Genomic DNA, 22,914 nt, shown 5'->3' with positions numbered 1-22,914 from the left:
CTGGGGATGGTGCGTGTGTGGTTGGGGGCGAGAAACCAGTGTGCTCTGAGGAATATTCTTCCGAAAACGTGGTCTGGCTCTCACTCAAGTGTAGACTAACAAATGATCGTTCGTGTAGGAATAGAGAAACCTCAAGAACTTTCGAGGACCGCAACCCCCATCCCCGTCAGGAGGACCCCATGACTGCACCCACCACCCAGGAAACCGTCCACGAGCGTCTCGCCCGCAGCCTCGCCGAGGCCCGCATCGGCGGTTCCGAGAAGAACCGCAAGAAGATCCAGGACTCCGGAAAACTCCTGGTCCGCCAGCGACTCGCCCTGCTTTTCGACGACGAGAACTACATCGAGGACGGCCTCCTCGCCCGCTTCGAGGAGGGTCTGCCCGGCGACGCCGTTGTCATCGCCTTCGGCCGCGTCGACGGCCGCGAGGTCTGCGTCATCGCCAACGACTACAGCGTCAAGGCCGGCACGTGGGGCAACCGCACCTTCGAGAAGATCACCCTCGCCCAGGAGAAGGCCACCGCCGCCGGTATCCCCATCGTCTATCTCTTCGACTCCGCCGGCGCCCGCATCGACGAGCAGTTCGAGTCCTTCGCCGGCCGCCACGCCTGGGGCAACATCTTCTACAACCAGGTCCAGATCTCCGGCCGGGTCCCCCAGATCTGTGCCCTGTTCGGCCCCTCCCCCGCCGGCTCCGCCTACGTGCCCGCGCTCTGTGACCTCACCATCATGGTGCGCGGTCACGCTACCGCCTACCTCGGCTCCCCGCGCCTGGCCGAAATGGTCACCGGCGAGAAGGTGACACTCGAGGAGATGGGTGGCGCCGAGATGCACTGCACCGTCTCCGGCCTCGGCGATGTTCTCGTGGAGGACGACGCCGAAGCCCTCGCCGCCATCCGCGTGTGGCTGTCCTTCCTCCCCGCCAACTGGGAGACCCCCGCCCCCATCGCCCCCGCTGCCGAGCCCCGCGAGGGCCGCTCCCTCGAGGAGATCGTGCCCCTGCGCGAGGCCGAGATCTTCGACATGGAGGAGTTCGTCGAGTCGCTTGTCGACGAAGGCTCCTGGTTCCCCTACAAGGAACTCTTCGCTCCGGAGATGCTCACCGGCTTCGCCCGCATCAACGGCCGACCCGTCGGCCTGGTGGGCAACCAGCCCACCCACATGGGCGGGTCCATCTTCCCCGACTCCTCCGACAAGGCCGCCCGCTTCATCTGGATCTGCAACGCCTACAACATCCCCATCATCTTCCTCGTCGACATCGCCGGCTACATGATCGGCTCCGCCGTGGAACGTCAGGGCATCATCCGCCACGGCGCCAAGATGATCTTCGCCGTGTCCGAATGCCGCGTCCCCCGCATCACTGTCCTGGTCCGCAAGGCCTACGGTGGCGGCTACCTGGCCATGTCCGGCGCTCCGATGAACCCGGATGCCGTCATCGCCCTGCCCACCGCCCGCCCCGCCCTCATGGGCCCCGATGCCGCAGTCAACGGCATCTACTACAACCAGATCCACGAGATCGAGGATCCCGCCGAGCGCAAGGCCTTCATCGCCGAGAAGCACGCCGAGTACGCCGAGGGTATCGACGTGTTCAAGATCGCCAACGCCAACGCCGTCGAGGCCGTCGTGCCCGCCAATGAGCTCCGCGCCGACCTCACCCGCCGCCTCGCCCTCTACGGCAAGCGCAAGGCGGAGCCGGTCGAGCGCCGCCAGGCCGTCACCCCGGTGTAGCAGGGAGACGCCGTGATCAAGATCGTCGCTGTCATCAGCAAGAAGCCGGAGCTGTCGAGGGAGGAGTTCCTCCGCCACTGGAACGACGACCACCCGGCCTATGTCCGGCGCCTACCCGGCATTCGTCGCTACCGGCAGAACCCCGCGATCGACCACCCCAAGTCCTGGCCCTTCGACGGAATGGCCGAGCTGTGGTTCGACTCGGTGCAGGACGTCAAGCAGGCCTATGCCGGCGCCGCGGGCGCCGATCTCCTCGCCCACGAGGAACTCTTCCTCTCCGACATGCAGTGGTTCATCTCGGAGGAAGTGGAGATCGACCTCTAGACACACGTCTGAAGGGGCGGGACCGGATCCGGTCCCGCCCCTTCAGACGTGTCGGAGATCAGCGGTCGAAAAGGCTGAACACCTGGGTGGCGCCGCCGTCGATAAGCAGATCGGCCCCGTTGATACTCCGCGCATCGTCGGTGAGCAGGAAGGCGGCGAGCGCACCGATCTCCTCCGGGGTGACGATCTGCTCGGTGGGGACCTTCTTTTTCACCTGGTCGCGTACCTCCTGGATGACCATCGCCGTGTCCACCACGCCCGGGCAGATGGAGTTGACCGTGACGCCGGTGCCCCAGAAATCGACGAGGAGGGAGCGGGTCAGGTTCGACAGGCCCGCCTTCGACGCCGCGTAACTCGGGTAGTGGTAGCCCGTGACGCCGGCGATGGAGGAGATGTTGATGATGCGCCCCCATCCCTGCTCCACCAGTTCCGGCCCGAACTCCCGGATAAGCCGGAACGGACCCGTGAGGTTGATGTCCAGGGCGAACTGGAAGGAGGCGGTGTCATGATCCTGCAGATATTTACGGTCGAGAATCCCGGCGGCGTTGACCAGCGCCTGAATCGGGCCGACCTGCTCGGAAACCGCGGCATGCAACGCGGCGACCGATTCATCGCTGCTCACGTTGAGCTCGAAAGGCAGCGCACGCCCACCGGCGGCGGTGATGCGCTCGGCGGCCGCCTCGGCCGCCGCGAGATTGAGGTCAGCACAGAGCACGGTATGCCCGGCGGCGGCCAGGCGGGCATTGATGCCGACGCACATGCCGCCACCGGCACCGGTGACCAGGACATTGAGGGAGGAAACGGGTCGGGTCATGGGAGGGTCTCTCTTTCTGGGTTGGTGAAAAGCGAGGAACGGAGTTCGCGGGAGGCGTGGAGCAGGCCGTCTCTGGCCAGTTCTACAGGGGCGCGCCGGGACAGATGCTCGTCCAACGTGCGCGGGCTGATCTCGCCGGAGCGGAAGCGATCCTGCAGCACCGCCCACCGCTCCTCCTCCGCGAGGGATGGATAGGTGACATAGCCTTCCGCCCCTCCGCGGTAGAAGGTGCGGCGGTCGTGCGCGTGCAGCGGGGCCCCCGTGGCGAACCTCTCCGGCAGATCAGGGTTGGCGATGAAGGCCCGCCCGAATCCCACGAGATCGGCGGTCCCCTCGGCGAGCAGCCTTTCGGCGGAGGCGGCGGTGTGGCCGCCCGTGACGATGACGGGGGTGTCGGCGCGTTCGCTGAGTGCGGCGGTGGGCACGGCATCGGAGGCGATCTCCGCGGTGGTGGAGCCGGCGATCGTCGGTTCCACCAGGTGCAGATAGGCCAGGCCGCGGCCCGCCAGGGCAGATACAACGTGGTGATGCAGGGCGCTCTTGTCCTCATCGAGGGCGTCCATCCAACGGGAGGACGGAGACAGACGGACCCCGATCCGCCCCCGGGGGATCTCGCGGGCCACTTCCTCGATGATCTCGAGGAGGAAGCGGGCACGATTCGCCACCGACCCCCCGTACTCGTCGGAACGCTCATTGGAGGCGGAGTTGAGGAACTGGTCGATGAGGTAGCCGTTGGCGGCGTGGAGTTCCACGCCGTCGAAGCCGGCGGCGACGGCCCGACGGGCTGCCGCGGCATACTGCCTGATGACCACGCGGATCTGCTCCCGGCTGAGGGGATGCGGAGTCTCGAAGGGAATGTTCCCGGAGCTCCGGTAATAGCTGAATCCTCGGATCGGGATCGCCGAGGGGGCCACAGGAAGGGCCCCGCCCGGCTGGACGGAGGAATGGGACTGCCGGCCGACATGCCACAGCTGGGCGAAAATGTGGCCTCCCCTGGCGTGGACAGCGCGGGTCACCGGCCGCCAGCTGCGCGCCTGTTCATCGGTGTACAGGCCGGGGACATCGGGGTAGGCGACACCCTGGGCGGAGACGACGATCCCCTCGGAGACGATGAGGCCCGCGCTGGCGCGCTGCGCGTAGTAGACCTCCATGAGTTCATTCGCACTGCCGTCGGGGTGGGCGCGGCTGCGGGTGAGCGGCGCCATGACCACCCTGTTGCGCAGGTGGAGACCCTGGAGTGTGACAGGTTGGAGTAGACGGTGCGGCGTCATGCAATTAGCTTACGTACGTTTGTTAGTTTTCGAAAGGCTTTCCCGCGGATTCACTCTCCCACTAACATGGACTCTGCCCTCGACCGACGAAAGTGAACGCACCATGGCCCGATCCGGCAAGAACACCGCACGACTCATTCGCGAGAAGGCCACTGAGCTCTTCTTCCAGAAGGGCTACGCCGGAACGTCACTCCGGGAGGTGGCCGCCGCTACAGGTCTCCAGATCGGCAGCCTGTACAACCACATCGCCAGCAAGGAGGATCTCCTTCTGCAGGTGATGGGCGGCGTCATCGACGACCTCGTCGTTGAACAGGAAGCGGCGATGCGGACGGAGGGCGACGTGGTGGACAAGCTCCGGGCCGTGATCGACTGCCACGTCCGATTCCACGCCCAGCACGCCCCCGAAGTGCACATCGGCAACTCCAATCTCTCCGCACTCTCCGATGAGGCCCGCGACAAGATCATCGAGAAGCGCAACACCTACGAGCGCAATATCCAGCGCCTGGTGGAGGAGGCTGGACGCGACGGACTGGCCTCCGTGCTCGACGCCCGCCTGCACACCTTCAGCATCCTCGGGATGGGCACCCATCTCGCAGGCTGGTACCGCCCGGAGGGACGGCTGTCCCTGGACGAGATCTCAGACGCCTACACCACTCTCGCCCTGCGGGAACTCAAGGTCAGCGACGCGGATGAGCGCGTTTCCCGGGCACGGCACGCCATCTAAACCAGCGCTGCACAGGCAGGAGGTCAGGACCCGTTCGGGTCCTGACCTCCTTTTTCATGGCAGATATGCTCCTTGTCACAGAACTGCTTGCAAGAGTGGGCGGTCACATCTAGACTCACATACGAACGCTCGTTAGTTTTCGGGTGGCCGTCCCTCCGGCCTCCCCGGGAGCAACGAGAAGCCCGCAGAAATGAGGACCACAATGCGCACTATCGGAGACTGGCTGCGCCTCCACCATCGGCAGCACCCGAGAACGGAGGCTCTCGTCGGCATCGACGGCCGCCGCACCTACGGTGAGCTGGCTGAACGCTCCTGGGGCATGGCCCGCGGACTGCGCAGCCTCGGCATCGACGACGGCGACCGGGTCGGAGTCCTGGGAAGCAACACCGTATTCAACGCCGAGATGTTCTTCTCGGTCGCCGCCAGCGGAGGCGTCTACGTCGCCTACAACTGGCGCTGGACAGCGAGCGAACTCGCCCACGGCATCCAGGAGACCTCCGCCTCGGTGATCATCGTCGAGCAGCAGTTCGTCGAGCTGCTCGACGACGCACTCGCCATCCTCAGCCGCGATGTCGAGACGCTGCCCACCGTCATCGTCGAAGGCGAGCAGGCCGACGCCCTGCGCCAGGGGGAGGGCACCTTCCACGACACCGCCACCCTCGATTCCCCGCTGTGCATCATCTACACCGGCGGCAGCACGGGGCGTTCCAAAGGAGTGGTGCTCTCCCACCGCGCCGCCGTGGTCAACGCCATCAACGAGATCATCGACTGCCGGCTGGGCTCCCGCCCGGGAGAACGCGGACTCATCGTCACCCCCCTGTTCCATTCCGCCGGCCTGCTGTGCTGGCTGGTCTCACACTTCGTGGCCGCCTCCACCAGCGTGCTGGCCCCGAAGTTCGATGAGGACTCCCTCACCGACTGGGTGGAGAAGGAGCGCATCACCAACACCTTCATGATCCCCAACATGATGCGGAAGATGATGGACCGCGGGGTGTTCGACAACCCGGTGTTCCGCCGCCACCTCAAGGCCGTCCACACCGGAGCCGGGCTGCTGCGCATGCCGGACAAGGAGCTGTTCGCCGCCACCCTGCCTGACACCGAACTGTTCTACCGCTACGGCCTCACCGAGGCCGGCCCCATGGTCACTCGCCTGCGCCACGAGGACATGTTCGACCCCGCGGTCGACGGCTCCATCGGCCAGGAGTACTTCTCCGTGGAGATCCAACTGCAGGACCCGGACGGCCGCCCCGTCCCACCGGGGGAACTCGGGGAGATCTGCGTCCGCGGACCCTCTCTCATGAGCGGCTACTACGGGCGCCCCGACCAGACCGCCGAGGCCTTCCGCGGAGGGTGGCTGCACACCGGCGACGTCGCCACCGAGGACGAACGCGGATACTTCTATTTCCGCGACCGCCTCAAGGAAATGATCAAGACCGGCGGCGAGAACGTCTACGCCGCCGAAGTCGAACAGGTCCTCCACCTGCACCCCTGCGTCCTCGAGGCCGCGGTGATGGGCGTCCCGGACCTCACGTGGGACGAGGAGGTCCGCGCCGCCATCGTGCTGCGCGACGGCACCGTGGCCACCGCAGAGGAACTGTCCACCTTCCTTCGCGGCCACCTGGCCGGATACAAGATTCCGAAGCAGATGGTCTTTCTCGAAACGGACGACCTCCCCCGATCCGCCGCCGGAAAACTCGTCAAAACCCAACTGAAGAAGAACCTCGGCTGGATCCCCTGATCCGCCCCCACTCATCTCCCCTGAAGGAACACACATGTTCAAGAAGATCCTCATCGCCAACCGTGGAGAAATCGCCGCCCGCATCACAGCCACCTGCCGGGAACTCGGCGTGGGCTCGGTGGCGGTCCACTCCGCCGCTGACTCCTCCTCCCTGCACGTGCGGCTCGCCGACGAAGCCGTCAACCTCGGCGACGGGCCCTCCAGCGAGAACTACCTCGCGCAGGACAAGATCATCCGGGCAGCGCTGGACACCGGAGCCGAGGCGATCCACCCCGGCTACGGCTTCCTCGCCGAGAACGCCGCCTTTGCACGCGCGGTGGCCGAGGCCGGCCTGACGTTCATCGGCCCCTCCGCCGACGCCATCTCCGCTATGGGAGAGAAGGTCACCGCCCGCGAACTCGCCATCGCCTCCCAGGTCCCCCTGGCACCCGGATCCGACGGCGCCATCACCTCCGCCGAGCAGATCCACGCCTTCGGTGCGGAACACGGCTTCCCCATCCTGGTCAAGGCCTCCGCCGGCGGCGGCGGGCGCGGAATGCGTCGCATCAACAGCCCCGCCGACATCGACGACGCCCTCGAGTCCGCCGTCCGCGAAGCTGAATCAGCCTTCGGCAACGGCGAGGTATACCTGGAGCGCTACCTCACCAACGCCCGCCACGTGGAGGTCCAGGTCTTCGCCGACTCCCACGGCAACGCCGTTTACTTCGGAGATCGTGACTGTTCCGTCCAGCGCCGTCACCAGAAGCTCATCGAGGAGGCCCCGGCCCCCGGGCTGAGTGACAGCCTCCGCCGCGACATGGGCGAGGCTGCCGTGCGTCTTGCCCGCGAGGTCGGCTACACGGGAGCGGGCACCGTCGAGTTCCTCGTCGAAGGCGAGCGCTTCTACTTCCTCGAGATGAACACCCGCATCCAGGTCGAACACCCCGTCACCGAGATGGTCCAGAACATCGACCTCATTGCCGAGCAGCTGCGCGTGGCCGCCGGCGAACCCCTCAGCGTCACCGAATCCGGTCGGCCGGCCCAGGGAGTCGCCATCGAGGCACGCATCAACGCCGAGGACATCTCGGGCGGCCGCTTCATCCCCACCCCGGGTCTCATCACCACCATCGAGGCTCCCACCGGCGAAGGCCTGCGTTTCGACGCCGGCTACGAATCCGGTGACGAGATGCAGCCCTACTACGACAGCCTCATCGGCAAGCTCATCGCCTGGGGACCCGATCGCGACGCCGCCATCGCCCGCCTCCGCGAGGCACTCGACGCCATGACCGTCGACGGGGTCCGGACGACGATCCCCGCCGCCAAGCTCATCCTCGATCACCCGGACTTCCGGGAGGTGCGCTTCAACACCCTGTGGCTCGAGAGCACCGTCGAATTCCCGGAGGACGTCGACGACCTCGACGACACCCTCGCCCGTAACGAAGTCGAGGTCAGCGGCCGTTTCTACACCATCCCCTTCTTCCACGACGTCGTTCCCGGGGCCATCCCGCTGGCCGTCGGCGGTGCTCCCGCCCAGCCGGAGACCGGCGGTACCCGCAACCGGAACGGAGGCGGGCGTCGAAAAGCAAAGAAGAAGGCCTTCGACGGACAGATCACCTCGCCGATGCAGGGGACCATCATCAAGGCCACCGCCGAGGAGGGCCAGAACGTCTCCGCCGGCGACGTGCTCTTCGTGCTCGAGGCCATGAAGATGGAGAACCCCATCACCGCTCCGGTCGACGGCACCATCGGCCAGGTCCTGGCCACCGTCGGCGACTCTCTCGCCGCCGGCACCCTCCTGACCACCCTCACCGCCGCGGAGGCCCGCTCATGAAACCTGTCCGTTCCCTCCTCTTCGTCCCCGGCCACAAGCTGGACTGGATCCACAAGGCACTCAACTCCGAGGCGGACGCCGTCATCATCGACCTCGAGGACGCCGTACCCGAGGCCGACAAACAACTGGCGCGGGACAACGCCCGGGAAATCCTCTCCACCGTCACCGATGCCACCATCCTCATCCGCCCCAACGCCCTGGACACGGACCACTTCGGCGCCGACGTCGCCGCCGTCGTCCACGCCGGACTCACCGGGCTACTGCTGCCCAAACTCTTCAGCCGCGACGACGTCGTGCGTTTCGACGCCCTCGTCACCGCCGCCGAGCTCGCCAACGATGTCCCGCGCGGCACCGTCGAACTCATCCCCTCCCTGGAAACCGCGGCCTCCATCAACCGGGTCGACGATATCCTCGCCGGACCCCGCGTCGGCGGCGTCATGGCCGCAGCCGCCAAGGACGCCGACGTCTCCCGCGAAGTCGGATTCACCTGGACCGCCGAAGGCATGGAGACCCTCCACCTGCGTAGCAAGGTCGTGCTCGCCGCCCGCGCCGCCGGCATCCGGTGCATCGTCCTCGGCCTGTGGCAGGAGGTACGCAACCTCGACGGCCTGCGCACCTTCGCACAGGACAACAACCGACTCGGCTACACCGGGCAGGTCATCATCCACCCCTCCCACGCACCCGTGGCCAACGAGGAATACGGGCTGTCCGAGAAGCAGGTCGACTACTTCTCCGGCCTCATCGCGGCTTTCGACGCCGCCACCGCCCAGGGACACGGCGCCGTGACCTACCGCGGCGACCACATTGACCTCGCCCACGCCAACCACGCCCGCGCCGCCCTCGCGATCGCCGGCCTCACCGCTTAAGGAGCCCCACCATGTCCGGAATGTACTACGAAGATTTCACCGTCGGCGAGGTCATCCGCCACGAAGTCACCCGCACCGTCACCGAGACCGACAACCTCCTCATCACCACCCTCACCATGAACGTCCAGCCCCTCCACCTGGATGCCGAGTTCGCCGCCAACTCCATCTTCGGCCGTCAGATCGTCAACAGCATCTTCACCCTCGGTGTCGTCACCGGCATCCCCGTCCAGGAGACCACACTGGGCACCACCCTCGGGAACCTCGGGTTCCGGGAGATCGAGTTCCCCAAGCCCGTGTTCTTCGGTGACACTCTCCGCGTCGAGACCGAGGCCCTGGACAAGCGCATCTCCGAATCCCGTCCCGAGCGCGGCATCGTCGGCATCGAGCACCGCGGCTACAACCAGAACAACGAACTCGTCTGCGTCGTCCGCCGCACCGCCATGATGATGCGCCGCCCCGACTGACCGCCCCGTCCTGGCCCCCGGTCCGCAGCCCTTCGGGGAGCTGCAGACCGGGGGCTTTTTTCCTTTGCAGTCCCGCGGGCCGATCGCAGCGTCACCCTCATCGCCCAGGCAGCCGGGAGGCTGCGGCCATGCGGATGCGCGCCGCGAATCCCTCAGAGAGCGCCCCTGCCGAATCGTGCGCTTCATGCGGGAACATCACACCGCGACGCCCTCAGAACCCACCGGGAAGCGGCAGTAGCGGCGCGAACCTCCCTACCCACGCGGCCACGCAAAGCCCCGGGAACATCACACCGCGACGCCCCCAGAACCCACCCCCAGGAAGCGATAGCGGCGCGAACCTCCTGCCCGGCACAGTCCACGCACTGCCCCGGGAAGATCACACCGCCACGCCCCCAGAACCCACCCTCGGGAAGCGTTAGCGGCGCGAATCTCCCCGTCGACGAACCCAGACGGCCGCAGCACGCAGCCTCAAGCCGGTGATCTTTGACAGCGGGGAAGCCCGCGCAGCGAAAGGCCCCTCGTACAGGGAGTTCTGTACGAGGGGCCCGTCGATAAGATCAGGAGGCGGATAGTCCCGGCAGCCACATCACGATCTGGGGGAAGACCGTGAGCACCGCGACGAATACGACGGTCACTGCGATGAAGGGAAGGACTCCCCTGAAGACTTCGGTGAGGGAAATCTCGTTGCCCAGGTTGACCGCAGGTTCGCGGGTGATCCGGTGGACGATGAAGCTGAGGATGCCCACCGGCGGGCTGACCAGACCGAGCTCGGCCAGCATGATGAGGAAGACTCCGAACCAGATGAGGTCGACGCCCATGGCGGTCAACGGTGCCGCGAGGATGGGCACGGCGAGCATGATGATCGCCAGGGGGTCGAGGAACATGCCCATGATGAGGAAGAGCACAGCCAGCATCGCGAGGAATACCAGCGTGTTCATTTCGATGCTCACCAGCCACTCCGTGAAGAAGTTGGTCAGTCGGCTGACAGTGAGCATTCTGGTGAGGATGTTCACGCCGATGAGCAGGACGAAGATGCCGGCGGCGGAGATGACGGTCTCGGTGAGCGTCTCCTTCATGAAGGAGAGGAAGCCGCGGAGACCCGGGTGGGTCTTGCGACCCGATACCCAGCCGATGACGATGGCAGCCAGCGCACCGACCGCGCCTGCCTCAGTGGGGGTGAAGAGTCCGACAAACATTCCGCCGATGACGACCACGATGATGGCGGTGAGTGGGAGCATTCCCACGAGGGAGGACATTCGGGTTCCGAAGGTCACGCCGGTCATGTCCGCCTTCGGCGCCAACGAGGGGTTGATGAGGGCTCGGACGATGATGGTCACCGAGTACACGATGGCCAGCAGGACTCCGGGGACGATGGCGGCCATGAGCTGCGGTCCCACGGGAGTCTGTGCCACGCCGGCGTAGACGACGAGGAGGATGCTCGGCGGGATGAGCTGACCGAGGGTGCCCACCATGGCGACGGAACCGGTGGCGAAGGAGGGTCGGTACCCCACTTTCAGCATCTCGGGAATGGCGATGCGGCCGAGGGCGTAGGAGATGCCGATGGAGCTGCCGCTGGCGGCCGCCAGTCCAGCGCCGGAGAAGTTGGTGGCCACTGCCAGGCCGCCGGGCACTCCACCGAGCCACTGTCGCGCGGCCTCGAAGGCTTTGGAGGTGATGCCTGATTTCCACAGTGCAATACCCATGAGGATGAACAGGGGGATGACGCTGAGGGACCAGGATGCGGCGGAGGAGTAGATGAGTTCCTGGTAGGCGCCTTCCACTCCCCGGAAGCCCTGCATACCCATCAGTCCGATGACGGAGGCGCCGAGCATTCCCAGGCCGATCGGCACTCCCGCCAACAAGAGTGCGAGCACGAGGACCAGTGCGAGGATGCCGGTGACTTCCCGGCTGAAGTCGATGCTGAGAATGAGCCCGGTGAGGACGATGATGGCGCCCCAGACTGCGAGGTAGGCGTTGTCGGCCATTCTCGGGGCGAGCTTCTTGATGTAGCTGTTACTCGCCGCTTCGAGAGTTGTACTCATTGGTTGTTCCTTCCGAAGTTCGGAGTCAGGGAGCGATCATCGCCGCTGGCTTGGGGCTACCGACGATCATCTGCAGGAAGGCCTGCAGGAGTCCGACGAGCATCACGCCCTTGCCCAGCCAGATGGGCACGGCCACGGAGCCGGAGGAGGTCTGTCCGATTCGCATCGCGTCGGTGAATGAGTTGAACGCGAGGTAGAGGACGAGGAGGAAGATGATGAGTGTGACGGCGGTGATGGCGATGTTCGCCACCTCCTTGTGTCGACCGGTGAGCGCATCCGACATGAGGGTGACGGTGATCTGGGCCCGCTTCTGCTCGACGTAGGGAATGGCGAGGAAGATGATGACGGGCATCCACCAGTAGGTAATGAATTCCAGCGTGCCGGCGATCGGGGTGTTGAAGAGGTTCCTGCCCACCACATCCGCGGTCACGTGGAGACCCATGGCCACTGCGGCGATGCCTGAAATGGTCGCGAGAACTACTGTGATGGCGTTGATGATGCGTCGGAACGCCGCGACTGCCCCGTTGTCGACCAGGGAGGACAGCTTCGTTGTCGTGGTCATGGTTTTCTACCTGACTGCTAGTGGATTATCCGGAGAAGTCGTATTCTTCGATGTCGCTCCAGAGCGGCGTGAGGTCGAGGTCGCCTGCCTCGATGTAGCTGTCCTGGATGGCCTTGGGGTCGCGGTCAGCGACGGGCAGCTTGACCTCGTTCTCCAGGACGCCGCGCCAGTGAGTGTTCGAGTTCTCGATCTCGGAGATGAGAGCGGGTGCGTCCACGCCGGAGGGAGCCGAGTTCTTCGCCTTTTCGACTCGCTCCTCCTGGAAAGCGAGGAGCTTGGCGTCCAGCTCCGAAGAGTCCTGGAACTGGATCTTGTGATCCGCAGGGCCCTCGACAGCGAAGCGCTTGTAGATGGAGACGAATTCGTCGAGGAGGGAGGTCAAGGACGTGGTGCCGGCGTCGCGGAGGATCTGCTGTGCCTCCGGCGGCAGCGAATCCCAGGTGTCCTTGTTGATGACCACGGGCATGGCGTTGAGCTGGCTCATGGCGGTGGGCACGTAGTAGGGGGCCACCTCCCACAGGCTGTAGTTGATGTGGCCGGAGAGGTTGAGCGCGGCGCAGTCGACGATGCCGCGCTGGAGGCCCTCATACATTTCGGTGACCGGCAGGTCGACGGGGACCATGCCCATCGCCTTGACCTCATTGACGTGGAGTGCGCCGCCGGTACGGACGCGCAGTCCCTCGGCATCGGCGGCGGAGTTGACCGGCTTGGTGCAGAGCAGGTCGTAGGCCTGGGCGGTGGGGTAGTCCACGATCGGCACGAGGTTGTTGCTCTCGAATTCGTCCTTCACCGGGCCGTCCATCATGTGGATGCGCTGGCCGGACATGGCGCTCTCGATGAGGCCGTGCGGGTAGGAATCGGACTTGACGTTGCCCAGCTCGGTGATCCAGTTGCTGGCCGGCAGCTCGTTGGGGAAGTAGAAGGAGATGATGCGACCGATGTCGGCGGTGCCGCTGCCGATCCCCTGCAGCATTTCCCCGCCCGGCATGAGTGAACCGGCGGAGTACATCTCGAAGGTGATCTTGCCGTCGGAGGCGGTCTCGACCTCCTCCATGAAGACCTTGAGGGCGTTGTTGTACACACCGCCCTCCGGGTCGATGTCCGCGATGCTCAGAGTGATGTTGTCCATCTCCTCCAGCGAGTCGGCTGCCTCAGTGGTGCTGTCGCCGCAGGCGGCGAGGGTCATGGCGCCCAGGACGGATGCCGTTGCGGTGGCGACGATCTTGCGGATGGTGCTCATGTGTCTCTCCTCTCAGAAGAGCGTCAGTGTGATGATGGCTACAGACTAACGAACGTTCGTCCCCCGCACAACCACTATCCGCCTTTTGCCCCCTGAACTGCGGAGATTCCTCCGAATCACCAAGGCCGCCCCCACCGAGGCGGCCTGTCAGGATAGTTTCCACCCCCGCTTATCGACGCCCCCGTGCCTCCAGCACGCGCTCATCCGCATCGTGGACGTTGAGCTCGCGCAGCGCGAAAATCGTGTACTTCTCGGCGATGTCATCCAGGCTGAGGCGCCCCCCGGGTCGATACCACCCGGCGATATGGCTGCCCATGCCCACGATGCTGAAGGTGTGGAGGCGGGCGTCGATAATGTCCACCAGCCCGGCCTTTCCAGCCTCTTCAATGAGCGTCTGGAAATTGCGCTCGTAGGTGTTCCGCTTCTCGATGACCTGGCTGCGCGCCCCCTCGGACAAAGCGATGAGGTTGAAATTCCCGATGAACACCTCCGCCGCACGGGTGGCATGGAAGCGGACATGGCAGTCGATCGCAGAACGGAGTTTCTCCACGGCATCACCCGGGACGGCCATCGCCCTCCCCTGCTCGCGGACCAGGTCGTCGATGACACCGCCCATCACCTGCTGCAGGAGGTCCTCCTTGCTGGCGATGTGGTTGTACAGGCTGCCGATCTGCAGGCCGACACCCGCCGCCACCTCACGCAGCGACGTTCCCGCATAGCCCTTCTCGAAGAAGAGCTCCGTCGCCGTCTCCCGGATCAGGTCAGCAGTGTTCTTTCCGGATCGTGCCATGGCTCTACTTCTTTCCTCGACGGACACAGCCCAGTCATGTGACCGGGATCTCACCCCCTAAACTAACAAACGTTCGTCATTGGTGGGTGGAGTCCTGCCTTTGGAGTTGTACGCGGCCCCTGCCCCACCCCCTGCGCTGAGGCATATCACGTCAGGTGTATCAGGGCAGGCGTAGGTCGAGTGACCCGCTTGCCCCACGGCAGTTCAACTCGATCCACCCATGGGTAGCTCTGCCTACCGTGATATGCCTGTGGCGCCGTGGCCTCACAGGCCCCCAGCGCGGAAGTCAGCGGCTGAGTGTCCAGGCCACTTCCGCCTTCGGGCCTAAGCGCGGCGTCGCAAAGCACTCGTCCCGAGGAGCACGGCGACCAGGAGCACGATGACGAGCACCGCCATCGTCGGCATGCCCCACACGGAGACCACCGGGCCGGAGATGACGCCGCCGAGGGCGCCGGTGAGGTTCATGGTCAGGTCGGAACGACCCTGCAGGCCGGCCTTCTGCTCGGGGGGCGCGGCCGCGGCGACCACCGCCGAGGAGCCGACGAGCGTGGCGGACCACCCGATACCGAGGAGGAGCAGTGCGGCCACGACGATCGATTCGTTCCCGGACCACGGCACGAGCAGCGCCGCGGCGGTGAAGGTGCCCGCCAGGCCGAGCAGCATCGTCGGGAGCGCGCCCCACGAATCGGCGAGCCACCCGAACACGGGTGCCAGGCCGTACATGCCGCCGACGTGGAAGGAGATGGTCAGGCCGATGAGGGTCATTGAGGCGCCGTGGCCGTGCATGTGGACGGCGGTCATGGACATGATGGCGATCATCGCGAAGTGGCTGAACGCGTTGGTGATGATCGCGGAGGCGACCACCGGGTGCTCCCGCAGGTTCGTCCGCGGCTTCGGGCCGCTGACCACCACGGGGGCGGGCTCGGGGCGCAGCATGAGCTGCAGCACGAGGACCGCCGCCCACTGCGCCGCGATGCACACCAGGTAGGCGCCGGAGAAGCTCGCCAGGCCGAGGCTGGCGCCGAGGCGTTCCGTCGGCTCGAAGAGGTTGGGGCCGAGGATCGCGCCGATCGTCGTCGCCCACACCACCAGCGAGATGTCGCGCCCCTTGCGCTTCTGGTCGGCCACGTCGGCGGCCGCGAAACGGGCCTGCAGGTTCATGGCCACGGCCGCGCCGAGGAAGAAGAAGCCCGCCAGCAGGAAGGGGTAGATCCCGGTCTGCGCGGCGAACAGCGCCGAGAGCGCTCCGAGAGAACCGAGGGCCAGTCCGGTGCTCAGCGAGGCCCGGCGTCCCCGCCGGTTGACGATCGCCGCCAGCGGCACCGCCCACAACGCCGCACCGATGGTGGTCACCGTCGACGCGGCCCCGCCCCAGGCCGGCCCGGCCATGTCCGCGGAGAGGATCGCCCCCATGGAGAAGGTCACGCCGTGTGCCAGCCCGGCCATGACCTGGGCAATCATGAGGGCGGTGAGGACGCGACGGCGGGATGCAACGTGAGCCATGCAGCCACCTTAAGCCAGTGTGCGTACAAGATGGCCACCCGTCAGCGCCACAGCATCGGCAGCGCCCTACCCTGGGGCCCATGGACGCCCTGCAGATCTTCACCGTCGGCCACTCCACCCGTTCCGCGGAGGAATTCACCGACTTGTTGCGGGCACACGAGATTGCGCAGGTCGCCGACGTCCGGACGGTGCCGAAGTCGAGCCACAACCCGCAGTTCTGGGGCGCTGCCCTCGAGGCCAGCCTCGCGGCGGCCGGGATCGGCTACCGGTGGTTCCCCCAGCTCGGCGGGTTGCGGAAGACCAGCGCGGACTCCCCCAACGGCGCCTGGCGCAATGCCTCCTTCCGTGGCTACGCCGACTACATGCTCACGCCGGAATTCGCGGCCGGCCTGGCGCAGCTGCTCGACTACGCCGCGCAGGCCCCGACCGCGATCATGTGCGCCGAGGCGGTCCCGTGGCGCTGCCACCGCTCGCTCATCGGCGATGCGCTGCTACTCCAGGGCCACGAGGTGTACGACATCATGAGCCCGACGAAGGCCACGCCGGAGAAGCTCACGTCATTCGCGGTGGTCACCGACGGGGTGCTGACGTACCCGCCCGATGACGGTACAGAAACCCGCGCTTGAGTCACAAAACGCAGAGAGGCGCCACATCGCCACGGCCGCCGGGCATCGGCACCGTGAGGAAGGTGCACGAGTTCCAGCCGCGGGACTCGACGATCCCCCGGACCCGCGACCATTCTCCGGGGCTGAGGTCCGGCGTCCGCGAGAGCACGAACCCGGACAGGCGGCGCGGGTCACCGACGACCGCGAGGGAGTAGTCCTCCTCCAGATGGGTCACCCGGTAGTTGGGCGGCCCGTCGACCTGCTGAAACGGCACACCGGGAAAGGTGACGCGGAGGGAGGCGTCGGACACCGCCGTGGCGGTGCCCTCGATGGTCGAGCGCGGGCCGAGGAGCGTGCCGCAGGAATTGCGGACTGAGATGGTCTGCGCATCCACGACCCCGTACTCCGCAGTCGTGTGGTGCGCGCACTGCAGCGTGTAGGGCTGCGGGAGGGCAGCGACCTGGTACCACGTGCCGGAGTAGCGCTCGAGGTCGACGGCCCGGTTGACCTCGGGGAGCTCGGCGCCCGGCAGGGAGGAGCCCTGCGCCCCGGCGACGGGGCTGAGCAGGATCGCCCCGCAGGCGAGGGCGACGGCAGCGAGGAAGCGGCGCATGTATCTACCTTTCAGAGTCGTGACCTCCGACGCTACATGCACGCAGGTTCACTGATTCGTACATTGGAGTCATGAACTTCCGCGCCGTGCCCGCCCTCCTCGGCGCCGGGCTGCTCGCCGCCTGCACGGCCCCCGACATGACACCGGAACTCGTCACCTATCGGCACTACGTCGCCCTCGGGGACTCCTTCGCCGCGATGGGCAGCCGCAGCGCCCCGACCTCCGGCCCCCTCGAGTGCTTCCGCTCCGCGGACAACTACCCCTCCCTCCTGCTTATCGACGCCCCCGTCGCCGCCGGTCAGGACGTCACCTGCTCGAGCGCCGTCACCGCCGACATCCCCGGCCAGGCCGCCGCCCTCACCCCGGACACCGATCTGGTGACCCTGTCCATCGGCGGCAACGACATCCGCTTCGCCGAGATCGCCGGCTGCTTCCGCCGCGCCATGAGCGAAACGCTCGACTGCCCTGCGCTTCTCGACGCCCCCGTCAACGAACAGCTCGACTCCGTCCCCGCCCGCCTCGACGAGGTCTACGGCATCATCGCGGAGGACAGTCCCGACGCACGGGTCATCGCCACCGGCTACCTCCCGCTGGTCTCGGCGGGTGAATGTCCGGAGCTGGAGGCCGTCCCGGAGGAGCACCGCGCCTGGGCGGTGGCCCTCACCGAACAGATCAACGACGTGGTCCGCGCGGCCGCGGAACGCCACGGCGCCGAGTTCGTCCTGCCTGCGGGCGCATCCGAGCACTCCGCCTGTGCCGAACCCGTGCAGCGCTGGACCGACATCACTGGGGAGGAGACAGACGCCTATCCCATGCACCCGACACCCCTGGGGCAGCGCGCGATGGCGGAAGCGGTGCTCGGTCAGATCAGGAAGTAGAGCGAAGCGTGCGCGGCGCACCCCGCATTGAACGGGTGCCGGCACTGCGGGCAGGCCGTCGCCGCCGAGTACGCCGCATAATCCATCCCGTGGGCGCACACCCCGCACATGACCGAGCCCGACTCGACCAACGGCATCCGACCGAAGGGGTGATCCGCCAGCTCCGCGTGACAGGCGTGGCACGCCCAGTAATCGCCGCAGGTCGCGCAGCGGTTGGCCACCACGTCGCGGTCACTGCGGTAGTGGGCGCAGCGACCCTGCGCATCGACGCCGACGCCCCGGATACTCATGCCCCCACGGTACGGGCCCGTCTCGCAGCGGGAACAAACCTGCCCCCAAGTTGTTGACATGTACATGACTACTTCCAATGTTCCCTTCCGCCTCACCCACCCCTGGCAGGGCACCGATCCCTTCCTCTTCGCCGTCTTCCACCAGGACGCCTTCCCGGCCGGCGATGCCGACATGGGCCCCGGCTCCGCCCGGCCCGAGGGCTGGAGCATGTACCACGGCCGGAAGATCCCCGGCTTCCCCGCTCACCCGCACCGCGGCTTCGAGACCATCACCCTGGTCACCTCCGGGCACGTCGACCACACCGACTCCGTCGGCGCCGCGGCCCGCTACGGCCAGGGTGACGCCCAGTGGCTGACCACCGGCGGAGGCGTCACCCACTCGGAGATGTTCCCGCTGATCAATGAGGATTCCCCCAACCCCCTCGAGCTCTTCCAGATCTGGCTCAATCTGCCGCCGGAGTCCAAGACCGTCCCCGCGGAGTTCACCATGCAGTGGGGCGAGGACATCCCGGTCCACCAGGCCGAAGGCGGATCGGTGCGCATCATCGCCGGCGCGCTCGGCGATGCCACGCCCCTCAACCCGCCGGTGAATTCCTGGGCCGCCGACCCGGCCCATGATGTCGCGGTCTGGCTCGTCGAGGTTAAGGCCAGGCAGTCCCTCACCCTCCCGGCCGCCAAGAATGACGCGACCCGCCGCACCCTCTACGTCTTCTCCGGAAACGCCGAAGTCGAGGGTTCGACCGTAACCGCAGGCTGGGGCTACCAGCAGATCGGGCAGGAGAGCACCGAGATCACCGCAGGTCAGGAGACGGTGCGCGCGCTGGTCCTCCAGGGTGTTCCCATCGGGGCGCCGGTGCATCAGCACGGCCCCTTCGTGGCCAACTCGCATGCGGAGCTGCAGCAGGCGTTCATCGACTATCAGGAGACCCGCTTCGGCGGCTGGCCCTGGCCCACCACCGAGGAGGTCTTCCCGCGCGACGCCGGTCGTTTCGCCCGCTTCCCCGACGGGAGCGAGCAGCGACCGTAATTTCCAGACCTTCTTCTACCTGCGGCCTCGGGGCGGGGCCGCCCCGCTGCTCTCGAAGAGGCTGACCATCTGGACCACCGACAGATCCGAGGGCAGCGCAGTGGGGCGCACCCCGGATCGTTCCGCCCACGCCTGCGCCGCCTGCTGGGAGGGGAGGATCTTGGCCCGGGTGATGATCTCCCCGAGGCCGCGACCGCGCCCCGTGTAGAGGGTATGCACCAGCGCCTGGAACGCCTTGCGGTTCTTCGTCGGCACCAGCGGAGTCGTGCGGCGCCGGATGTGCAGGACACCGCCGTCGACCCCGGGCCGGGGAGTGAACGCTGCCCGGGGGACGCGTTCGCCGAGCTCGAACGTGAACCATGGTGCCCATTGGGCTGTCATCATGGTGGATGCACCGACCCCGGCGCGCCGCCGGGCGACCTCCCACTGCATGAGCAGGACGGCATCGGTCCAGGCAGGCGCATGCAGCAGGCGGCGGAGGATGGCCGTGGTGAGGTGGAACGGGATGTTTCCGACGATGACGTGCGGATGCGAGGGCAGTCGGTAACGCAGGAAATCATCGTTGATGACGGTGACCGCGGGGCCAAGTGCCAGCCGCAACGCCTCCGTGAGCCGGGGATCGATCTCCACGGCGGTGAGGGACCGACCGATACCGGCCAGCGGGCGGCTCAGAGCGCCTTCGCCGGGGCCGATCTCAATGAGAGGGCCTGTGGTGGATGCGACGCGCTCCATGAGCGAGGCGATAACGCGGGAATCAGTGAGGAAGTTCTGGCCGTGCTCGTGACGGCCGTGGGAGTATGCAGACAAGGGGTGCTCCGAGAATGAGGTGTTCTGGAGCCGGGCACGACAAAGGGACCGCCCGGCTCATGGACCGGAGCGGCGACCATTACTGGAGGGTCAGCCGCTGTCAGCGGTTGCGGCGCAACCGCAGGGAGGCGGTTCCCAAGATCAACATGTCAACGAACATTACCACCTACTGTGGCCGCATGGACTTCCACTTCTACGAGCCGGCCGCCGGCCACGGTCTGCCGCATTCGCCCTTCAACGCCATCATCGCGCCGCGCCCGATCGGCTGGATTTCTTCGCGCGCCGCTGACGGCACCCTCAATCTGGCGCCCTACAGCTTCTTCAACGCTTTCTCGTACACGCCGCCGCTCATCGGATTCGCCAGCATCGGGGAGAAGGACTCCGTGACCAACATCCGCGAAACCGGAGAGTTCTGCTGGAACCTCGCCACACGCGACCTGGCGGAGGCGATGAACGAGTCGGCGCGGATCACCGGCCCGGAGGTGGATGAGTTCGCGCTCGCCGGGCTCACCCCCGCCCCCTCCCGGCTTATCGACGTCCCCCACGTCGGCGAGGCCCGCGTCGTCTTCGAGTGCCGCGCCACGCAGATCGTGCATCTGGAGGATGCCGCCGGTGCGCCGACCGAGACGAGAATGGTGTTCGGCGAGGTCGTGGGCGTGCACATCGACAAGACACTGCTCGTCGACGGCATCTACCAGACCACCGTGGCCGACCCCATCAGCCGGGGTGGCGGCCCCGCGACCTACTTCACCATCTCCGAAGAGGCCCGCTTCGAGATGCCCCGCCCGGAGGCCGCTCAGTCCAGGCTGTAGCGCGCCCCGAACTCATCGGGCTGGTCGAGTGCGCGCAGCGTCTGCCCGATGCGGACCTCCCGCCCGTCGGTGTAGCCGGCGACGCGGGCGGTCTCGCGGTGTCCGTCGGTGTCGACGATGGCCACGCAGTAGGGGGCGCCCTCGACACCCTGGGGTGGGGTGCGCACGATGGTGTAGGTGACGACGGTGGATGTCATGATTCTCCCTCGAAGATGTTGATCACGCAGGTCCCGGCGGTGCCGCCCAGGTTGTGGGTGAGTCCGATGTCGGCGGTGGCCAGCTGGCGCTCGCCGGCGTCGCCACGCAGCTGGGTGATGACCTCGATGGCCTGGCTGATGCCCGTCGCCCCGACGGGGTGGCCCTTGGCCTTGAGGCCGCCGGAGGTGTTGATCGGCATGTCGCCGCGCAGGGCCGTCCGCCCCTCGGCCACCGCGTCGCCGCCGCGGCCGGGCTCGAAGAAGCCGAGGTCCTCGGTGTTGATGATCTGAGTGATGGTGAAGCAGTCGTGGACCTCGGCGAGGTCGATGTCACCGGGTCCCACCCCGGCCTGCTCATAGGCGGTGGCGGCGGCCTGGCGGGTGGCCCGGAAACTGGTGAGTGATTCCCGCCCGTGCAGCGTGAGGGTGTCGCCGCCGTGCCCGGAGCCGGTGATGCGCACCCGGCGCGCGGTGGAGCCGGTGTCGACGTCCGCGGCCGTGAGCACGAGGAAGGCCGCGCCGTCGGTGACCAGGGAGCAGTCGTAGAGGCCGAAGGGGTCCGCGATCCGGGGCGCGGAGAGCACCTTCTCCACGTCGATGGCCTTGTGCAGCTGCGCGTGGGGGTTGAGCAGGGCGTTGTCGTGGGCGTTGACGGCCACCTGGGCCATCTCGCGGCTGACGTCGCGGTGCTCGTGGAAGTAGCGGTTGGCCACCATGGCGAAGATGCCGGGGAAGGTGAGACCGGACTGCGCCTCGAGCTCGACGTCCATGGCGGAGGTCAGGGCCTCGGTGACCACGGCGGTGGTCTGGTGGGTCATCTTCTCCACGCCACCGACGAGCACGACGTCGTGCATGCCGTGTCTGATCGCCTGGACGGCCTGGTAGAGGGCGAGGCCGCCGGAGGCGCAGGCCCCCTCGACGCGCAGCGCCGGGATGTGCGGGATGCCGAGGGTCTCGGCGAGCAGGGGTCCCATGTGGGCCTGCCCGGTGAGGGGTTGGCCGGCGAAGTTGCCCACGTAGGCGGCGCCGAGGCGGGCGGGGTCGACGGCGGCGTCGATAAGCGCGGCGCGGCCGGCCTCGGCGATCATGTCGTGCAGGCTGCGGTCGGGGTAGCGGCCCATGGGGGTTTCGCCGATGCCGGCGACGATGACGTCTCTCATGACTGGGTTCCTTCCTGCAGGTCAACGGTAAATTCGGTGCCGGTTCGCTCGCGGACCTCGGCTTCCGTGTGACCCGGCGCGATCGCGCGCAGGACCAGCCGCTTCTCGACGACGTCGAACACCGCCAGGTCCGTGATGATCCGGTTGACCACCCCGACCCCGGTCAGCGGCAGCGAGCACTGCGCGACGATCTTCGGGGCGCCGTCCTTGGCGTTGTGGTCGGTGAGCACCACGACCCGGCGCGCCCCGGCGACGAGGTCCATGGCCCCGCCCATGCCTTTGACGAGCTTGCCGGGGATCTTCCAGTTGGCCAGGTCGCCGCTGCCGGAGACCTCCATGGCGCCGAGGAAGGCGGCCTTCATCTTGCCGGCGCGGATCATGCCGAAGGAGGTGGCGGAGTCGAAGATGACGGCCCCGGGCTGGAGGGTGATGGTCTGTTTCCCGGCGTTGATGAGGTCGGGGTCCTCGTCGCCCGGGTAGGGGTTGGGGCCCATGCCGAGGATGCCGTTCTCGCTCTGGACGACGACGTCGACTCCGGCGGGCAGGTTGTTGGCGATGAGCGTGGGGATGCCGATCCCGAGGTTGACGTAGTCGCCGTCCTCGAGCTCGCGGGCGGCGATGGCCGCCATCTCGTCGCGTGTCCAGGCCAT

At 67.0% G+C, this 22,914-nt stretch carries 24 protein-coding genes; 11 read left to right on the top strand and 13 right to left on the bottom strand.

Annotation, left to right across the window (positions count from 1 at the left end; all coding sequences use genetic code 11):
• Positions 1-179 precede the first annotated feature (179 nt).
• Complete coding sequence (locus ACFPUZ_RS09415) at positions 180-1,727, top strand: acyl-CoA carboxylase subunit beta (RefSeq protein ID WP_377001662.1); 1,548 nt, start codon at positions 180-182, stop codon at positions 1,725-1,727.
• Between the two features lie 12 nt (positions 1,728-1,739).
• Positions 1,740-2,051 (top strand): EthD family reductase, encoded by a 312-nt coding sequence (locus tag ACFPUZ_RS09410; protein ID WP_377001661.1) that lies wholly within the window; start codon positions 1,740-1,742, stop codon positions 2,049-2,051.
• A 58-nt stretch (positions 2,052-2,109) separates the two neighbouring features.
• Here the strand turns inward: ACFPUZ_RS09410 and ACFPUZ_RS09405 are convergent, their stop codons facing one another.
• Together ACFPUZ_RS09405 and ACFPUZ_RS09400 are read right to left on the bottom strand one after the other, a co-directional pair.
• Positions 2,110-2,865: an SDR family NAD(P)-dependent oxidoreductase gene (locus ACFPUZ_RS09405; protein WP_377001660.1), complete on the bottom strand. Its 756-nt coding sequence runs from the start codon at positions 2,863-2,865 to the stop codon at positions 2,110-2,112.
• Positions 2,862-4,136: an alkene reductase gene (locus tag ACFPUZ_RS09400; RefSeq protein ID WP_377001659.1), complete on the bottom strand. Its 1,275-nt coding sequence runs from the start codon at positions 4,134-4,136 to the stop codon at positions 2,862-2,864. Before ACFPUZ_RS09400 ends, ACFPUZ_RS09405 begins: the two co-directional genes overlap by 4 nt.
• A gap of 103 nt (positions 4,137-4,239) precedes the next feature.
• Here ACFPUZ_RS09400 and ACFPUZ_RS09395 point away from each other — a divergent pair, with 103 nt between their 5' ends.
• The 5 genes from ACFPUZ_RS09395 to ACFPUZ_RS09375 all read left to right on the top strand — a co-directional run bounded on the left by ACFPUZ_RS09395 (position 4,240) and on the right by ACFPUZ_RS09375 (position 9,738).
• Positions 4,240-4,860, top strand: a complete 621-nt coding sequence (locus ACFPUZ_RS09395; RefSeq protein WP_377001658.1) for a TetR/AcrR family transcriptional regulator — start codon at positions 4,240-4,242, stop codon at positions 4,858-4,860.
• Positions 4,861-5,062: 202 nt separating this feature from the next.
• On the top strand, positions 5,063-6,598 hold the full coding sequence (locus tag ACFPUZ_RS09390; RefSeq protein WP_377001657.1) for a class I adenylate-forming enzyme family protein: 1,536 nt from the start codon (positions 5,063-5,065) through the stop codon (positions 6,596-6,598).
• 34 nt (positions 6,599-6,632) lie between these two features.
• A complete protein-coding gene (locus tag ACFPUZ_RS09385; protein WP_377001656.1) occupies positions 6,633-8,408 on the top strand; it encodes an acetyl/propionyl/methylcrotonyl-CoA carboxylase subunit alpha in 1,776 nt (591 codons plus the stop codon).
• Entirely contained in the window at positions 8,405-9,274 is an 870-nt protein-coding gene (locus ACFPUZ_RS09380) for an HpcH/HpaI aldolase/citrate lyase family protein (protein ID WP_377001655.1), read from the top strand. Before ACFPUZ_RS09385 ends, ACFPUZ_RS09380 begins: the two co-directional genes overlap by 4 nt.
• A gap of 11 nt (positions 9,275-9,285) precedes the next feature.
• Positions 9,286-9,738 carry a MaoC family dehydratase gene (locus ACFPUZ_RS09375; protein WP_377001654.1) on the top strand — a complete coding sequence of 151 codons (453 nt, stop codon included), beginning with the start codon at positions 9,286-9,288 and terminating at the stop codon, positions 9,736-9,738.
• Positions 9,739-10,295: 557 nt separating this feature from the next.
• Here the strand turns inward: ACFPUZ_RS09375 and ACFPUZ_RS09370 are convergent.
• From ACFPUZ_RS09370 to ACFPUZ_RS09350, 5 genes are all read right to left on the bottom strand, one after another.
• Positions 10,296-11,780: a TRAP transporter large permease gene (locus ACFPUZ_RS09370; protein WP_377001653.1), complete on the bottom strand. Its 1,485-nt coding sequence runs from the start codon at positions 11,778-11,780 to the stop codon at positions 10,296-10,298.
• A 25-nt stretch (positions 11,781-11,805) separates the two neighbouring features.
• Positions 11,806-12,342 (bottom strand): TRAP transporter small permease subunit, encoded by a 537-nt coding sequence (locus ACFPUZ_RS09365; RefSeq protein ID WP_377001652.1) that lies wholly within the window; start codon positions 12,340-12,342, stop codon positions 11,806-11,808.
• 25 nt (positions 12,343-12,367) lie between these two features.
• Positions 12,368-13,582, bottom strand: coding sequence for a C4-dicarboxylate TRAP transporter substrate-binding protein (locus tag ACFPUZ_RS09360; RefSeq protein WP_377001651.1), 1,215 nt, complete (start codon positions 13,580-13,582; stop codon positions 12,368-12,370).
• A gap of 169 nt (positions 13,583-13,751) precedes the next feature.
• Positions 13,752-14,372 (bottom strand): TetR/AcrR family transcriptional regulator, encoded by a 621-nt coding sequence (locus ACFPUZ_RS09355; RefSeq protein WP_377001650.1) that lies wholly within the window; start codon positions 14,370-14,372, stop codon positions 13,752-13,754.
• Between the two features lie 324 nt (positions 14,373-14,696).
• Positions 14,697-15,875 carry an MFS transporter gene (locus ACFPUZ_RS09350; protein WP_377001649.1) on the bottom strand — a complete coding sequence of 393 codons (1,179 nt, stop codon included), beginning with the start codon at positions 15,873-15,875 and terminating at the stop codon, positions 14,697-14,699.
• Positions 15,876-15,955: 80 nt separating this feature from the next.
• Between ACFPUZ_RS09350 and ACFPUZ_RS09345 the strand changes: the two genes are divergently transcribed.
• The gene (locus ACFPUZ_RS09345; protein WP_377001648.1) at positions 15,956-16,501 is read left to right on the top strand and encodes a DUF488 domain-containing protein; all 546 of its coding nucleotides are present in this window, start codon (positions 15,956-15,958) and stop codon (positions 16,499-16,501) included.
• A gap of 1 nt (position 16,502) precedes the next feature.
• On the opposite strand, the gene ACFPUZ_RS09340 is transcribed toward ACFPUZ_RS09345, so the two are convergent.
• Positions 16,503-17,093: a lipocalin family protein gene (locus tag ACFPUZ_RS09340; RefSeq protein WP_377001647.1), complete on the bottom strand. Its 591-nt coding sequence runs from the start codon at positions 17,091-17,093 to the stop codon at positions 16,503-16,505.
• 71 nt (positions 17,094-17,164) lie between these two features.
• Here ACFPUZ_RS09340 and ACFPUZ_RS09335 point away from each other — a divergent pair, with 71 nt between their 5' ends.
• Entirely contained in the window at positions 17,165-17,971 is an 807-nt protein-coding gene (locus ACFPUZ_RS09335) for an SGNH/GDSL hydrolase family protein (RefSeq protein WP_377001646.1), read from the top strand.
• On the opposite strand, the gene ACFPUZ_RS09330 is transcribed toward ACFPUZ_RS09335, so the two are convergent.
• On the bottom strand, positions 17,956-18,261 hold the full coding sequence (locus ACFPUZ_RS09330; protein WP_303377136.1) for a CHY zinc finger protein: 306 nt from the start codon (positions 18,259-18,261) through the stop codon (positions 17,956-17,958). The two genes, ACFPUZ_RS09335 and ACFPUZ_RS09330, sit on opposite strands and share 16 nt — an antisense overlap.
• A gap of 58 nt (positions 18,262-18,319) precedes the next feature.
• Between ACFPUZ_RS09330 and ACFPUZ_RS09325 the strand changes: the two genes are divergently transcribed.
• Positions 18,320-19,288 (top strand): pirin family protein, encoded by a 969-nt coding sequence (locus tag ACFPUZ_RS09325; RefSeq protein WP_377001645.1) that lies wholly within the window; start codon positions 18,320-18,322, stop codon positions 19,286-19,288.
• 15 nt (positions 19,289-19,303) lie between these two features.
• Here ACFPUZ_RS09325 and erm read toward each other — a convergent pair whose 3' ends face one another.
• Positions 19,304-20,095 carry a 23S ribosomal RNA methyltransferase Erm gene (gene erm, locus ACFPUZ_RS09320; RefSeq protein ID WP_377001644.1) on the bottom strand — a complete coding sequence of 264 codons (792 nt, stop codon included), beginning with the start codon at positions 20,093-20,095 and terminating at the stop codon, positions 19,304-19,306.
• A 146-nt stretch (positions 20,096-20,241) separates the two neighbouring features.
• Between erm and ACFPUZ_RS09315 the strand changes: the two genes are divergently transcribed.
• Positions 20,242-20,907, top strand: coding sequence for a flavin reductase family protein (locus ACFPUZ_RS09315; protein WP_377001643.1), 666 nt, complete (start codon positions 20,242-20,244; stop codon positions 20,905-20,907).
• Here the strand turns inward: ACFPUZ_RS09315 and ACFPUZ_RS09310 are convergent.
• The 3 genes from ACFPUZ_RS09310 to ACFPUZ_RS09300 are packed head-to-tail and all read right to left on the bottom strand — an operon-like array spanning position 20,892 to position 22,914.
• Entirely contained in the window at positions 20,892-21,104 is a 213-nt protein-coding gene (locus ACFPUZ_RS09310) for an OB-fold domain-containing protein (protein ID WP_377001642.1), read from the bottom strand. The genes ACFPUZ_RS09315 and ACFPUZ_RS09310 overlap by 16 nt on opposite strands.
• Positions 21,101-22,264, bottom strand: a complete 1,164-nt coding sequence (locus ACFPUZ_RS09305) for a thiolase domain-containing protein (RefSeq protein ID WP_377001641.1) — start codon at positions 22,262-22,264, stop codon at positions 21,101-21,103. Before ACFPUZ_RS09305 ends, ACFPUZ_RS09310 begins: the two co-directional genes overlap by 4 nt.
• Positions 22,261-22,914: a 3-oxoacid CoA-transferase subunit B gene (locus ACFPUZ_RS09300; RefSeq protein WP_377001640.1), complete on the bottom strand. Its 654-nt coding sequence runs from the start codon at positions 22,912-22,914 to the stop codon at positions 22,261-22,263. The genes ACFPUZ_RS09305 and ACFPUZ_RS09300 overlap by 4 nt, the downstream gene beginning before the upstream one ends.

The sequence above is a fragment of the Corynebacterium nasicanis genome (assembly GCF_042658165.1).
Classification (GTDB): domain Bacteria; phylum Actinomycetota; class Actinomycetes; order Mycobacteriales; family Mycobacteriaceae; genus Corynebacterium; species Corynebacterium nasicanis.
This window is presented reverse-complemented; position numbering and strand designations above follow the sequence as displayed.

Excerpts from the sequence above, each read along its gene's own strand:
- ACFPUZ_RS09415 (WP_377001662.1), top strand. The coding sequence starts at position 180 with ATGACTGCACCCACCACCCAGGAAACCGTCCACGAGCGTCTCGCCCGC.
- ACFPUZ_RS09405 (WP_377001660.1), bottom strand. The coding sequence starts at position 2,865 with ATGACCCGACCCGTTTCCTCCCTCAATGTCCTGGTCACCGGTGCCGGT.
- ACFPUZ_RS09400 (WP_377001659.1), bottom strand. The coding sequence starts at position 4,136 with ATGACGCCGCACCGTCTACTCCAACCTGTCACACTCCAGGGTCTCCAC.
- ACFPUZ_RS09395 (WP_377001658.1), top strand. The coding sequence starts at position 4,240 with ATGGCCCGATCCGGCAAGAACACCGCACGACTCATTCGCGAGAAGGCC.
- ACFPUZ_RS09390 (WP_377001657.1), top strand. The coding sequence starts at position 5,063 with ATGCGCACTATCGGAGACTGGCTGCGCCTCCACCATCGGCAGCACCCG.
- ACFPUZ_RS09385 (WP_377001656.1), top strand. The coding sequence starts at position 6,633 with ATGTTCAAGAAGATCCTCATCGCCAACCGTGGAGAAATCGCCGCCCGC.
- ACFPUZ_RS09380 (WP_377001655.1), top strand. The coding sequence starts at position 8,405 with ATGAAACCTGTCCGTTCCCTCCTCTTCGTCCCCGGCCACAAGCTGGAC.
- ACFPUZ_RS09375 (WP_377001654.1), top strand. The coding sequence starts at position 9,286 with ATGTCCGGAATGTACTACGAAGATTTCACCGTCGGCGAGGTCATCCGC.
- ACFPUZ_RS09370 (WP_377001653.1), bottom strand. The coding sequence starts at position 11,780 with ATGAGTACAACTCTCGAAGCGGCGAGTAACAGCTACATCAAGAAGCTC.
- ACFPUZ_RS09365 (WP_377001652.1), bottom strand. The coding sequence starts at position 12,342 with ATGACCACGACAACGAAGCTGTCCTCCCTGGTCGACAACGGGGCAGTC.
- ACFPUZ_RS09360 (WP_377001651.1), bottom strand. The coding sequence starts at position 13,582 with ATGAGCACCATCCGCAAGATCGTCGCCACCGCAACGGCATCCGTCCTG.
- ACFPUZ_RS09355 (WP_377001650.1), bottom strand. The coding sequence starts at position 14,372 with ATGGCACGATCCGGAAAGAACACTGCTGACCTGATCCGGGAGACGGCG.
- ACFPUZ_RS09350 (WP_377001649.1), bottom strand. The coding sequence starts at position 15,875 with ATGGCTCACGTTGCATCCCGCCGTCGCGTCCTCACCGCCCTCATGATT.
- ACFPUZ_RS09345 (WP_377001648.1), top strand. The coding sequence starts at position 15,956 with ATGGACGCCCTGCAGATCTTCACCGTCGGCCACTCCACCCGTTCCGCG.
- ACFPUZ_RS09340 (WP_377001647.1), bottom strand. The coding sequence starts at position 17,093 with ATGCGCCGCTTCCTCGCTGCCGTCGCCCTCGCCTGCGGGGCGATCCTG.
- ACFPUZ_RS09335 (WP_377001646.1), top strand. The coding sequence starts at position 17,165 with ATGAACTTCCGCGCCGTGCCCGCCCTCCTCGGCGCCGGGCTGCTCGCC.
- ACFPUZ_RS09330 (WP_303377136.1), bottom strand. The coding sequence starts at position 18,261 with ATGAGTATCCGGGGCGTCGGCGTCGATGCGCAGGGTCGCTGCGCCCAC.
- ACFPUZ_RS09325 (WP_377001645.1), top strand. The coding sequence starts at position 18,320 with ATGTACATGACTACTTCCAATGTTCCCTTCCGCCTCACCCACCCCTGG.
- ACFPUZ_RS09315 (WP_377001643.1), top strand. The coding sequence starts at position 20,242 with ATGTCAACGAACATTACCACCTACTGTGGCCGCATGGACTTCCACTTC.
- ACFPUZ_RS09310 (WP_377001642.1), bottom strand. The coding sequence starts at position 21,104 with ATGACATCCACCGTCGTCACCTACACCATCGTGCGCACCCCACCCCAG.
- ACFPUZ_RS09305 (WP_377001641.1), bottom strand. The coding sequence starts at position 22,264 with ATGAGAGACGTCATCGTCGCCGGCATCGGCGAAACCCCCATGGGCCGC.
- ACFPUZ_RS09300 (WP_377001640.1), bottom strand. The coding sequence starts at position 22,914 with ATGGCCTGGACACGCGACGAGATGGCGGCCATCGCCGCCCGCGAGCTC.